The organism is Candidatus Magnetaquicoccus inordinatus (genome assembly GCF_004217665.1).
GTDB classification, from domain to species: domain Bacteria; phylum Pseudomonadota; class Magnetococcia; order Magnetococcales; family Magnetaquicoccaceae; genus Magnetaquicoccus; species Magnetaquicoccus inordinatus.
In genome coordinates this window covers 1-12,639 of sequence record NZ_RXIU01000102.1, presented here as the reverse complement: position 1 = coordinate 12,639, position 12,639 = coordinate 1, and the positions used below count along the sequence as shown (strand labels likewise).

The window sequence follows — 12,639 nt, the reverse complement described above, 5'->3', positions numbered from 1 at the left end:
TGCACCCACCAGGAGGAGATAATCTCCTCCTGGACCTCCATAATAATTTTCTGATTTTCAAATGCGATTGCCCTGAGTTTTGGGTGGTGAATAGTTACCAGACTACATTATTATTGATGGCCTCGCGCAGGCGCTGCATATCATCGGCGTTGCCTAGACAGACCAGGGTATCGCCAGGTCGAATCATCACATCACCACGCGGATTAAAGATCATTTTATCCTTGCTGGGCAAAATGCCAACCACAATGACATTAAAATCGGAGCGGATACGGGTATTATGCAGGGTCAGGTTGGCAAAGGGAGATTGCAGAGGCAGAGGAATCTCTTCCATCTCCAGTTCGGCATAGTCGGTTTTCATCACCAGGTCGAGAAAGTGCAGCGCGGTTGGGCGCAATGCCGAATGGGTCAATTGCAGACCACCGATCTGGCTGGGAGAGACCACACGGGTCGCTCCCAGTTTCAGCAGTCGTTTTTCGGCGCTGGGAGTCGTGCTGCAGGCGACAATGGTGCAGTAGGGTGAGATCTCACGCACAATGAGCACTATGGAAATATTGGTGGCTTCATCGTTGGTGGTGATGATGACCCCTCTGGCGCTGCTCACATTCAAAGGTTTCCAGGTCTGTTCATCCTGCAGTAGTCCCTGACTGGCCGCCCAGCCTTCACGAATAGCCGCTTCGACGCGATCCTGGCGATGATCCAGGCCCACAAATGGTTTTTTTTCGGCTTGTAAATTGGCGCACACGATTCGTCCCATGTCGGAGAGGCCACAGACAATATAGTGCTCGGAGAGTTGGGAGATGCGTTGTTCCATGCGAGTTTCCCTTAAATGGATCAGGTGTTCGGTCATGGCAGAGATCAAGACCACGGAGATAAAGGTGGTGGTGATGATACCCACTACGGTGCCTGCCATGACTACCCCTTGCCCGGCCATGGTGTGGGGGACAATATCCCCATAGCCGAGAGTGGCTACCGTGACCACCATCCAATAATAGGCATCCCACAAGGTGTGCAGGCGTGGGTTGTGGCCATATTCCACCACATAAAAGGCGATGGCAACCAGACTCCAACTGACAGCGGCAATAATCAAAACGGAAGCAATTTCCTGGGCATGCCCTTGCAGAGCTGTTTTGATGATGGCGCTTTGCCGGGTATAACGAAGCAGTTTGAGCAGACAGAGAATGCGCAGCAGGGAAGATTCGTGGAAAAAGGGGAGCAAAGGCAACCAGGCCAGTAGGTCAATGATGGCCATCGGTTGTTTCATCCAGAACCATTTGTGTGCCCAACTATAGCGTGTGGCGCGCCAGATGGAGGCGAGATTACTGGTTTGATGGCGTCGCCGATGGCGATGGTAGGCATATTGCCAGCTACTGATGAGATCGGAAGCTGCCCACCAGCGCAATAAATATTCAAATAAAAAAAGGATGTTACATAGTAGTTCCAACTGATGATACAGCAATTTATCGGCTGCATCAAGGTTGCTGTCGCTCTCTTGGATAACCATCGCCACAGTAACGATTACCACAATAGCCAGAAACAGATCGATGCGGGTGCGGTATGGTGAGTCTGCCTTGACCAGAAATTTATGAACCTGGGATTTGATTTTTTTGCGATCAATAATAACAGTGATCATGGATAACCTTGCATGTGCTTAAGGCCAGCGTGAGCCACCGAGAGAGCACACAATTCAAGCAGAAGGGGAGGCATTGCCCTTCGAGCGATTGAACAGGTAGATCATACCAATCAGCAGGATGACAGCGGCAATCATGTGCATTTTATACTCTTCGAGCCATTGTTCCAAAACTTTGCCGAGGAAATAACCACCCGCAGTAAAGGTAAAGGCCCAAAGAGAAGAGGCAGTAAGATTGAGAAAGAAAAAACGCACTGGCGGAATGCCACCCACGCCGACTACAAACGGACTGACGTTGCGCACACCATAGATGAAGCGGTAGGAGAGGATAAAGGGAACCTCTCCTTTGCGTAACAGAGCAAACCCCCGTTCCGCTTTGGCGGCCAGTTTTGGACGCGAGGCGAGAAAGGGGGTGCCATAAAAGCGTCCCAGATAATAGAAGAGTTGATCTCCGGCCATGGTACCGGCAGTGGCACAGGCGCCGAGCAACGGCAGATTGATAAAGGGAGCGGAGGTGGCAGCCAGAGCCGAAACCACCAAAACAATGGTCTCCCCTTCAAAAAAGGTCCAGACCAGCACCAAAGGATAGATCAGGTAGCCATGCTCATTGATAAAATTGATAGCAAACTCTTCCATAGTGCCGCTCGCCGCAAATCCTTATGATCACCCTGGCAGGTATACTGTCGAAATCGACTGATATTATTTAACGATTTCCAACAATTCCACCTCAAATTGCAAGGTGGCATCGCCGCCAATTTTGGGTGGGGCACCGCGTTTGCCGTAGGCCAGATCTGAAGGGATAAAAAAGCGATATTTGGCACCGGTGGGCATCAATTGCAACCCTTCGGTCCAACCGGGGATCACCCGATCCAAGGGGAAAGAGACAGGCTCTTTGCGTTTATAGGAGCTGTCAAATTCGCTGCCATCCAGCAGAGTGCCTTGGTAATGGACCTTAACGGTATCTGTTGCTTTGGGTTTAGGACCATTGCCTGGGGTAAGAATTTCATATTGCAGGCCGCTGCTGGTGGTGATCACCCCTTTGCGCTCTTTGTTTTTGGCCAAAAACTGCTCGCCTTCGCTGCGATTTTTGTTGGCGCTGTTCTGGCTCTCTTTCTGCATCTCTTCCAGCATACTTTTTTGGAACTCTTCTTTGGCTTTGCCGATCTCTTCTGGCGTCATCAGCAATTTTTTGCCGGCCAATTGGTCCTGGATGCCGCGGATAAAGCTGTTGGCATCGAGTTTATCTTTCATTTGGCTGATGTCGGTGCCGATTTGCAGACCGAGGGCATAGCTGAAACGATCTTTCAAGGTTTTCAGAGAGTCATCGGCTTGCGCTGGGGCAAGGGAGGTTCCACAAAGCAGCAGAAGGGCGACGGAAGGAGCCAACAAAATTTTCATGCGCGACCTTTCAGGGAATTAGTGGGGGTGAGTCAGCCAAAAAAATGGATTATACAACAGATGGCGCAGATTGCATGGTCTTAAACGCACATTTCCGCAAAAAAATAGATGCGCAGATACGGGTCGCTCCTGGGGACAGGAGGGGGTAAAGCGGGATCAAGGGGATATGCTTCCTGAAGATCAGGAAGTGGCGGGAGGGGGAAAATGAGGCGGAGGGGTGAGTGAAGCAGGTGTCGCTATAAAGAGGTTATCATTGTTGTTTCTTGGTTAGGTGTTTATTTTTGTCATTTCTGGAAAATTGCTTGCATAAGTGGGCGGTTTCCCGTTTACTGCAGGAAAAATTAGATTGACAGACGACGAGAAAAGGGGCCAATCTGTAGCCATTTTTGGCTTGCAAGTCAGATTGAGCAGCAGCATGGGTCAGGTGCAGCTTTGGCAGCACAGGTTCGGGAGCAGCTTTGCAGGAGAAGGTTGAGACAGTGGAAGATTTGCTATTGGCGGCCACACAATCATCACCAGAGATCCGTTTCAGCGCGGCTTTGGATCGTCTGAGTTTCAAAGGCAAGTCCTATATTGAAAATACGGCCCAATTTTATGGTCCCGTGTTCATCTGGTTGCAGGAATATTTGACCCAGGTGGCCGGCAAGATGATCACTGTGGAACTGGCGATTGTCTATTTCAACAGCAGTTCTTTTAAGGTATTTATGAACTTGTTTGATCTGTTGGATCAGGCAGCCTCTTCCGGTGCATGCCAAGTGACAGTAAATTGGTATTATGATCCTGATGATGATATGGCGCAGGAGTATGGCGAGGAGTTTAAGGAAGATTTGCAATACATCAATTTCCAACTGATTGCGGCGGATAGTGGGGATGAGTCACCATTTTGATCGGAGTAAGGAACAACAGGAGGGGATGCGCTTTGGCAGCGAATCGCTGATACCCTACTATTTCAAGCAGGCAGAGGCGGATGGGGTGATCTTTTGCATGCGCGGTCCCATGAGCCAAGGTGTGGTGGAGATGCTTGAGCATGTCTTGAAAAAGCGAACCGCGCAAGAGCTTGGCGATCATGGCAAGAGTTTGCGGGTCTTTTCGGTATTTGTCGAACAGGTGCAAAATATCATCCGTTACTCTGAAGAGCGTGTGCAACTCTCTGCCGAAGGTGGTGATGCCGGTGTTGGCATGGTGATTGTGGGCCATCGGCAGGGACAATTTTATGTTTCATGTGGCAATCTGATCAAGGCGGAAGACCAACCCCGCTTGCAACAACAATTGCAGCTTTTACAGGGGATGGATAAGGATCAATTGCGCGCCTATTTCAAGGAGAGGGGACGTAGTCCGGCGCCGGTTGGCAGCAAGGGTGCCGGTTTGGGTTTGATCGAAATTGTGCGTCGTGCCAGCGCTTTCGACTATTTTTTTACCCCCTGGGAAGGGGGGTTGTTGTTGTTTACTCTGCAGGTCACCATCTAAAAGACGATGGCGTAAATTTTGCTCGGTAAATTGGCAGGGGAATGGTTGTTTACCAAGATATTTTCTCTAACATTTATGAAGGAATAGCAATGAAAAGATTATTGGCAGTTTGTGCATTGACGGTGATGCCGGTGTTGGTACAGAACGCTTTGGCAGAAGAGGCGGCGGATGCTAAAGTGAAAGTGGGTAGCTTTGCCTTGAGTGGAGGTATCACCGGAGTCAGCGATTATGTCTCGCGGGGATATTCCAATAGCAAACACCGCCCGACTTTGCAGGGTACCCTGACAGCAACCCATGACAGTGGTTTTTATGTGGGTCTGTTTGCTTCGCATATCGATTTCAGCAATGTAGATCGGAGTGACGCTTCTCTGGAGTTGGATCCTTCCATGGGCTGGAGCAAGGAGTGGAATAACGGTTTGAGCGTGGATGTGGGATTGGTGCAATATATCTATCCTTGGCTCAATAGCGGTTTTGATTATGACTATCGCGAATATTATATCGGCGGTGGCTATAAATTGGGCGATGCCGCTTTCAAAGCCAAATATTATTACAGCGATGCCTATATGGGCACCTCCACCAACGATGCCTCTTCTTCTTATATCGACACACAGTTGACCTATGAATTGGCCAATGTGCTGCCCGTTAAAACCACGTTGAAGGGACATTTTGGCCGCTTTTATGGCGATGCAGTCAAGGTTGCCGGATTGGGCTTCAGTGGTGTCAATGATTACAGCATCGGTGCTTCTGTAGAGTTGCCGGCTGGATTCACTGCAGGTATCGATTGGATTGGTGTTGACAGTGATGGACGGCGTTTGAGTTCCGCCTCAGAAGCGGATGGACGGGTGGTTGGTAATATTGCCTGGTCGTTTTAGGCTGTATTGAGAAAAAAAGCTGCAAATCAAATGTTTGTGCAATGGCAAGCAGGCGGGGGCTTCGGTCTCCGCCTGCTCTGTTATGTCTGACCAAGGGGGCTGGAGGCGAAGATGAATAGCACGAGTGGACGCAGTTGGGGCGGGTTGGCTGGTCTGTTGCTGCTGCTGGCTTTATGGTTCGTTTTGCCACAGAAGGGGTACAGCGAAGAGTTGGTTTTGCTCAACTGGGAAGAGTATATGGATCGCGGACTGCTCGATGCCTTTGAAAAAGAGAGCGGTATTCATGTGCGCGAGGTTTTTTTTGAGACGGAAGAGGCTCGCGATGCTCTGTTGGCCCAGACCGGAGGCGAGGGCTATGATTTGGTGGTGGTGCAGGCCAAGGATATTCAAGCCTATGCCCATTCAGGATGGCTGACTCCTATTCCGGCAGATAAAATTCCCAATATGAAACATATCGGGGCCAAATGGCGTGCCACCTATCCCGAAGCGGAGCAGTATGGGGTGCCCTGGTTGTGGGGTACTTTGGGGATTGGCTATCGCCCCGACCTGCTCAAGCGCGAGGTGAGCAGTTGGATGGATCTGTTGCAACCGGCCAACGAGCTCAAAGGGCGGATCATGATGTTGAGCGATGCCATCGGCATGCGTACCATCGCCATGAAAGCGTTGGGCTATTCGATGAACGATGTGAACAAAAAGGTTTTGGAGGGGTCGGCAGATCTGTTGCGCAAACAAAAACCTTTCGTGCACACCTATGGCTATATGGGTTTGGGGGAAAAGTCACCGTTGATTACCGGGCAATATTGGATGGCCTTGATGTTTAACGGCGATGCCATCACCCTGAGCAAAATGGAGCCCAATATTGCCTTTGTGGTTCCCAAAGAGGGAACCTTGCTCTGGGTGGACTGTTTTACCATTGCCAAAGCCTCGAAAAAGAAAGAGCAGGCGGCCCGTTTGATCAATTTCTTGCATCAACCCAAGAATGCGGCGCGTTTGGCGGAAACGGTCCATTTTGCCTCTGTCAATGAGGGTGCACTGCCCTTCCTGTCGGCGGAACATCGCAATAATCCAATAATTTATCCGCCACAAGAGGTGATGGGTCGTTCGGAGTTTCCAAAAAACTTGCCGGCCAAGGTGATCAATCAGTTCAAAAGTCTGCATACGGAGTTGACCAATAAATAGTTTGCCGTAACTATTCACCACCCAAAACCATTGCGGGTCCAGGGTGGGCACCTCCCTGGCCGGGTCCAGGGATGGAATCCCTGGGATTTTTCTTGTAATCTTTTGCCTTTGGCGCGCTTTACACACGAAGCCGACGCGCCTTTTGCGTCGGCCTAAGCGCCTAATGGAAGCAAGCTGTGCGAATTGGCGCGCATTTTTGCGCCAATTCGCACAGCATCCCCATGGGGGTAGAGCTGGCGAGCCAGCACGAACCTGAATAGTTACAGTCTTCCAACCATTCTGAAGAACGGAGAGAGTTTGTGAAGCTGCGTGGACAGTTGGCACTTACCCTGGTGCCGATGGTGGTGCTGCCGTTGTTGCTGTTTGGTTGGTTGGCTGGTCGTTATTTGGAGGAGAGCCAACGCCAGGCGCTGCGCAGCGAAATGAGTACCCTGCTGGAGCAGATGGAGACCAATGCCACCACCCATCTGCAAGCGATTCGTGCCAATGTCGAGGCGTTGGCCCGTTCCAAACTGGTGACCGGATATTTGGGCGTGGAAGAGGAGCTGACACGCTATACCGTGTTGCAGGCGCCCATGCTGCAACTGTTTGCCGATACCGCTTTGGTCTATCCCGACTATTATGAGTTTCGTATTCTGCTGCCGGATGGCTCGGAGGATGCGCGCTATACGGTCACTGGCTTGGGCAATCGCAGCGATGATGAAGCGGACAGCCCCTATTTTCGCCGCATTGTGCAGAATGCCGATGATTATTACCAGGAGATCATGCTGAATCCCGATAATGAACAGGCGGCCTTGCTGGCCAGCAAACGCATTACTGTGCAAACAGCAACCCGCAGTGGGATGGGCAAGGAGCCGTTACAGGGCTATTTGTTGTTGACGGTGCAACCACGGTTCCTGACTTCACAGATACAACCTCTGCACATTGGACAAGAGGGGTTTGCTTTTATTGCCGATGCTGAAGGGCGCATTCTCATTGGACCATCCTGGCGCCCATTGCCGATGCAATTTACAGATGAGGAGTGGCAAGCGCTGCGTTCCGCAGCACAAAGCCGTGCGTTTACCCCACTCTCCTGGATGGGTAACCGTTATGTGTTGCGTGGTATTGCCTTGGACCACTCTTTGTATCTGTTTACGGTGGGGGATGAAAATGAGTTGAGTGCGGGTATTCATGCCCTGTACTGGCAGGTGGCCGGGATGACACTGGCGGTGATTTTTTTGTTGTTTCCGCTGTTGTATATGGCGATGCAGCGGCAATTTATTCGTCCGATTCTCTTTTTGTCACAGGTCAGTCAAGCGGTGGGACGGGGCCATTTTACCATGCCTCCCTTGCCTACCGGAATGAAAATAGGCAGTAAAGAGAACGAATTGGATGAGCTGTTGGCTGCTTTTGCCCACATGGTTGTCGATTTGGATCAACTGCATTCGGCACTGCGCAAGCATGCGGCAGAGTTGGAGGAGAAGGTTGCCGAACGCACAGCCGAGTTGCACAGCAAAAATATCGCTTTGGAAGGCTCCCTGCTCACTATTGCCGAAGCCAATCGCAAAATTCAAGACAGCATTCAATATGCACGCACCATTCAACAGTCGCTGTTGCCCAATCCAGCGTTGTGGCAGGCGGTGTTGCCGGAGAGTTTTGTGCTTTGGTTGCCACGGGATGTGGTTGGGGGGGATATCTATTTTGTTGATGCCACCGAGGAGAGCATTCTCTTGGCTTTGCTGGATTGTACCGGTCATGGGGTGCCAGGAGCCTTTATGACCATGATTGCGGTGGCGGGATTGCGGCGTATTGTCCGTGAAGAGGGAATCCGTCAGCCCAATCAGTTGTTGCAGGCGTTGAATGGTGCCATCAAAAGCACCCTGCATCAGGATAGCGAACATGCCCAATCCAATGATGGGTTGGATATTGGTTTGTTGGTGGTGGAGCGCCATAAACAACAACTTCTCTATGCCGGAGCACGCATCCCCTTGCTGTTGGTTCGCGATGGTGTGCTGACTGTTCTGCCTGCCGAGCGCAAAAGTCTGGGATATAAAGAGTCACGTCTGGAGCAAAGCTATACGGTGCATACCGTGCCCATTGAGCCGGGTTTGACCGTCTACCTGACCAGTGATGGGGTGATCGATCAACTGGGAGGAGCCAAAGGGTTGCCTCTAGGCAACAGACGCTGGCAAGCGCTGCTGCGGGAGCATTGTCGACAACCGTTGGCTTGGCAGAAAGAGCTGTTGCTGGATGCTTTTCTCAACTATCAGGGGGATATGGAACGTATGGATGATGTGACCGTGATCGGTTTGCGTTGGTAACATTTTATAAAAAATGAACAATTTTTCCATTCAGGGACAAGAGGTTCCTCCGGGGGGCCGCTGTCGGGTGGATATGCCGATCACCTTGTTGTCCAATCATGTGCCACTGCATCTGTCGCTGCATGTGCAGCATGGTCAACGTCCCGGTCCAGTTTTGTTTGTCAGCGCGGCAGTCCATGGGGATGAGATAATCGGTGTCGAGATTATTCGTCGTCTCTGGCAGCACCGTTTGTTGCAGTTGCTGCGCGGCACCCTGTTGTGCATTCCCATTGTCAATGTTCATGGTTTTATCGCCCATACCCGCTATTTACCCGATCGCCGCGATTTGAATCGCTCCTTTCCCGGTTCGGCCAACGGATCCCTGGCTGCCCGCTTGGCACACCTCTTTGTGCACGAGGTGGTCGAGCGCAGCAATTATGGTATTGATATTCATTCGGCAACCCTGCATCGACGCAATTTGCCGCAGATTCGTATCGCCCCAGGTGAAGAGCGCTTGCGTCGTCTGGCAGCAGCATTCCAGGCGCCGATCATCATTGAAGCTCCTTTGCGCGCGGGATCGTTGCGCGAGGCAGCCAGGGAGCGTGGTGTGCCGGTGTTGTTGTACGAGGCGGGGGCCGGGTTGCGCCTCGATGAAGAGAGTATTCGCAGCGGCATGCGCGGTATTTTGGCGGTGATGCGGGCTCTGGAGATGTTGCCACAGCGGCGTGCAGACCGGCAACTGCGCAGCGAGCCGGTGATTGCGCAGAAAACACAATGGATTCGGGCGCCAATGAGCGGTTTGTGGCAGCCCTGGCGCCGTCTTGGCGATGCCGTGGAGTGCCAGGATCTGCTGGGCATTCTTTCCGATCCGATCGGTGATACCGCCAGCGAGGTGCGGGCTACACAAGCAGGTCTCTTGATCGGATGCGCCGAATTACCGGTGGTCAATCAAGGGGATGCGTTGTTTCATGTCGCCCTGTCACCGCGTACCGCTGAATTGGGGACGGAGCCGTTGTTTGACGAAGATGAGATTGTTTGACGCTCTCTTGGTCAAAAACGTTGCTTTCTGCTGATGCTTGCTGTTTTTCACTATTCTGATCTGCTGCTGCATTTTATAAATTTATTATATTTCAATTATATCATTCTTTTGTATCCAATTGTGGTTAATTGGTATGTTCTTTGCTTGCTATAATGCAGGATGGTTTGCCGTCGGTGCGCTGACGGTGGCTGACGGCAGGTGTAAGAGGTACTGACCATGCATTATCGCGAGTTAACAAAGTGCGAATGGTGTCCAGGGGGAGAATTATGATGAATTATGTTATTGAAATGGACCTGGGTGGCGGAATGTCCGGCCACTTGCCAACAACTGCATTTCGTTGGCAAGGTGTTGTACCTCCTTTAGTATTGCCGGATCTGTGTGGACGTGCGGAATCGTTGCTGGAGTGTGCCAGTCAATTGATTGTCGATTATGGCGAGGAGTTGTCACCCTTGCTGGTGCAAGAGATGATGGCAGCCATGGCCGATTTGCGCTCTGCTTTGCATAACGAGGGCGAAACCAATTCACTGGAGAGCAATCGACGCTTGCAGGCATTGATGGAGATTGTGCAGGGTTGGTATGGGCAAGGGGTAGAAGAGGTACGTCGAAACGGTTGGCTGGTCCAGGAGGGGGAGTGCGACCAAGAGGAGTGGCTGGCCTGGAACAATTGATGGATAGTGGCTGGCCTGGGGTGCGTGACGGGCGCGACATCAACTATTAGCTGTCGATGAGGGGTAGGACATTGTTTAAGGTCAATGAATATTACGGTGGCAAGGTCAAATCGATTGCCTTTCAGAGTTCGGATTTGCCGGCCACGGTAGGGGTGATGGCCCCCGGTGAATATACCTTTGATACCTCCAGCCAGGAGACGATGACTGTGATCAGTGGCATGTTGGCGGTACAGTTGCCTGGGGTCAGCGATTGGCGGGCCTTTGCCGCCGGTGAATCGTTTGTGGTGGCAGCAGGTCAGGCTTTTCAGTTGCGTGTAGCAGAAAATACCGCCTATCTGTGCACCTACGCATGAGTACAAGCTGTTTGCTGTCATCTGCGGGATCGGTTGTGGCCGAGGTGCCCCTCCATCCCCGTTTGCAGGAAGATACATTTTTTGTCAAACGGTTGTCGGCCTGCCAACTGTTGCTGATGAACGACAGTCGCTATCCCTGGTTGATCCTGGTGCCCAATCAGCGGGATGTGAGCGAGTGGGATCAACTCTCTCGGTTGCTATGGCCTGGGGTGCATGATGATATTTGTCGCGCCAGTCAGGTATTGCGCACTCTTTTCAAACCAGACAAGTTAAACATTGCCGCTTTGGGCAACTTGGTGCCACAACTGCACATTCATGTGCTGGCCCGTTTTCGCGGAGATGCTGCATGGCCAAAGCCGGTTTGGGGGGCTTTGCCCCCTCTGCCCTATGCTTTGACAGAGAGTGACTCTCTGTTGGCGCAACTGCGGACAGAGTTGACCTGTTCTTAAAGGGCAAAGATGTTCCGTAAATGGTCGCGGCATGTGTCTTGATAGGCTGCTGTTTTTGCAGTAGTTTTCATGATAAGTGACCACCAATCAACTTGTTATCCGAGCAAGGATTCCAGGGTGGTACCACGCAAGATGGAGCGTTCAAAAAGCGATTGCTGGGCCAGACGGCTGAACTGCTCCTCTTCCTGAAGATAGTTTTTCTCGATAACCATTTTTTCTGTGCCGACAAAATGGATGCTCTCCTCGGTACAGTGCACGGTTGTCTGTCCCGAACAGATCCAGGTGGCATTGCCGGTCAATTGCGCGAGTAAACTCTCTTCGCTTACCTGGGGCGTCACCCAGACCACCCCTCCGGCGGTATGAACCGCAATCGGCTGCTGATTATCCACTGTATTGTTCAAAACCTGCGCTACGACTGAGGCGGTCATGCCCGTGCCACAGGAGAGGGTCAAGCCGGCACCCCGCTCATGGGTTTGCACCAGCAGGGTGCGTCGGTCGATAATCTGCACAAAACTGATATTGGCGCGATTGCTGAACATGGGATGGTGTTCCAGGGCAGGGCCCAGACGCTGCAGATCCACTGCTTTGAGATCAGTTACCGGGACAATCAGATGGGGATTACCTACCGAAAGGATGGTGCCAGTCAGTTTTTCACCTGGCAGCTCTAGAGGTTGGTTGATAAACGGGGTAGTGCGGTGATTGCTGAGAATATGGCTGGGATTGCTGGAGAGGGGGGCTGTATGCACCCGCACAAAATGGAGTTGGTGCTCCTGGGAAAAATAGTTTTCGGTGGTAAAAAGGCCGCCCAGGGTGTGGAAGAGCAGGGGGTCGCGTGCGGCAAAATAGCCCTCGTAAGCAGCACGAGCCGCACAGCGGATGCCATTGCCGCACATTTCCGCTTCGCTGCCATCAGGGTTGAAAAATCGCATCCGTGGTTGCTCTGGAGTGGCGGCAGAGAGGTAGACCAGACCATCGGAGCCGATCCCGTGGCGACGATCACAGAGCAAACGGGCGCACGGGCCTTTAAGATTTTCGGCGATAAGGCGCTCTCGGCACTCATCGATGATGATAAAGTCGTTACGAGCGCCATGACCTTTAATGATCGGCAGGGTAACGGTGTGCGGCATGATGCCTCCTTCACGCATATTGATAAATGTCTGCCCGGATGTTTGCGGACGAATATACCCACTACCCGTCTACATCATTCTGCTGTCGGGAGAAAGGATTTTCTCCAGGGCAATCGCATTTGAAAATCAGAAAACTATTATGGAGGTCCAGGAGGAGATTATCTCCTCCTGGTGGGTGCAG

At 51.8% G+C, this 12,639-nt stretch carries 14 protein-coding genes; 10 read left to right on the top strand and 4 right to left on the bottom strand.

Going from position 1 to position 12,639, the window contains the following annotated elements:
- Nucleotides 1–94: 94 nt before the first annotated feature.
- The 3 genes from EJP87_RS08970 to EJP87_RS08960 all read right to left on the bottom strand — a co-directional run bounded on the left by EJP87_RS08970 (nt 95) and on the right by EJP87_RS08960 (nt 3,025).
- Nucleotides 95–1,630: an NAD-binding protein gene (locus EJP87_RS08970; protein WP_130471528.1), complete on the bottom strand. Its 1,536-nt coding sequence runs from the start codon at nt 1,628–1,630 to the stop codon at nt 95–97.
- Nucleotides 1,631–1,684: 54 nt separating this feature from the next.
- A complete protein-coding gene (locus EJP87_RS08965) occupies nt 1,685–2,263 on the bottom strand; it encodes a DedA family protein (RefSeq protein ID WP_130471527.1) in 579 nt (192 codons plus the stop codon).
- Between the two features lie 63 nt (nt 2,264–2,326).
- Entirely contained in the window at nt 2,327–3,025 is a 699-nt protein-coding gene (locus EJP87_RS08960; RefSeq protein WP_130471526.1) for an FKBP-type peptidyl-prolyl cis-trans isomerase, read from the bottom strand.
- A gap of 458 nt (nt 3,026–3,483) precedes the next feature.
- On the opposite strand from EJP87_RS08960, the gene EJP87_RS08955 reads away from it, so the two are divergent.
- The 9 genes from EJP87_RS08955 to EJP87_RS08915 all read left to right on the top strand — a co-directional run bounded on the left by EJP87_RS08955 (nt 3,484) and on the right by EJP87_RS08915 (nt 11,331).
- Entirely contained in the window at nt 3,484–3,912 is a 429-nt protein-coding gene (locus tag EJP87_RS08955) for a DUF1987 domain-containing protein (RefSeq protein WP_130471525.1), read from the top strand.
- The gene (locus EJP87_RS08950; RefSeq protein ID WP_130471524.1) at nt 3,896–4,492 is read left to right on the top strand and encodes a SiaB family protein kinase; all 597 of its coding nucleotides are present in this window, start codon (nt 3,896–3,898) and stop codon (nt 4,490–4,492) included. Before EJP87_RS08955 ends, EJP87_RS08950 begins: the two co-directional genes overlap by 17 nt.
- An 89-nt stretch (nt 4,493–4,581) precedes the next feature.
- Nucleotides 4,582–5,364, top strand: a complete 783-nt coding sequence (locus EJP87_RS08945) for a TorF family putative porin (protein ID WP_193771254.1) — start codon at nt 4,582–4,584, stop codon at nt 5,362–5,364.
- A 111-nt stretch (nt 5,365–5,475) separates the two neighbouring features.
- The gene (locus EJP87_RS08940; RefSeq protein ID WP_130471522.1) at nt 5,476–6,543 is read left to right on the top strand and encodes a polyamine ABC transporter substrate-binding protein; all 1,068 of its coding nucleotides are present in this window, start codon (nt 5,476–5,478) and stop codon (nt 6,541–6,543) included.
- Nucleotides 6,544–6,842: 299 nt separating this feature from the next.
- Nucleotides 6,843–8,843 (top strand): SpoIIE family protein phosphatase, encoded by a 2,001-nt coding sequence (locus EJP87_RS08935; RefSeq protein WP_130471521.1) that lies wholly within the window; start codon nt 6,843–6,845, stop codon nt 8,841–8,843.
- A gap of 13 nt (nt 8,844–8,856) precedes the next feature.
- Nucleotides 8,857–9,861: a succinylglutamate desuccinylase/aspartoacylase family protein gene (locus EJP87_RS08930; protein ID WP_130471520.1), complete on the top strand. Its 1,005-nt coding sequence runs from the start codon at nt 8,857–8,859 to the stop codon at nt 9,859–9,861.
- A gap of 266 nt (nt 9,862–10,127) precedes the next feature.
- Nucleotides 10,128–10,529 (top strand): hypothetical protein, encoded by a 402-nt coding sequence (locus EJP87_RS08925; RefSeq protein ID WP_130471519.1) that lies wholly within the window; start codon nt 10,128–10,130, stop codon nt 10,527–10,529.
- A gap of 71 nt (nt 10,530–10,600) precedes the next feature.
- On the top strand, nt 10,601–10,882 hold the full coding sequence (ppnP, locus tag EJP87_RS08920; protein WP_130471518.1) for a pyrimidine/purine nucleoside phosphorylase: 282 nt from the start codon (nt 10,601–10,603) through the stop codon (nt 10,880–10,882).
- Nucleotides 10,883–10,917: 35 nt separating this feature from the next.
- Nucleotides 10,918–11,331: an HIT domain-containing protein gene (locus EJP87_RS08915; RefSeq protein ID WP_227657548.1), complete on the top strand. Its 414-nt coding sequence runs from the start codon at nt 10,918–10,920 to the stop codon at nt 11,329–11,331.
- A 95-nt stretch (nt 11,332–11,426) separates the two neighbouring features.
- Here the strand turns inward: EJP87_RS08915 and dapF are convergent, their stop codons facing one another.
- Complete coding sequence (gene dapF / locus EJP87_RS08910) at nt 11,427–12,458, bottom strand: diaminopimelate epimerase (protein WP_193771253.1); 1,032 nt, start codon at nt 12,456–12,458, stop codon at nt 11,427–11,429.
- Here dapF and EJP87_RS18465 point away from each other — a divergent pair.
- Nucleotides 12,457–12,639, top strand: a 183-nt coding sequence (locus EJP87_RS18465) for a hypothetical protein (RefSeq protein WP_227657547.1), incomplete at its 3' end; no start/stop codon positions are given. The genes dapF and EJP87_RS18465 overlap by 2 nt on opposite strands.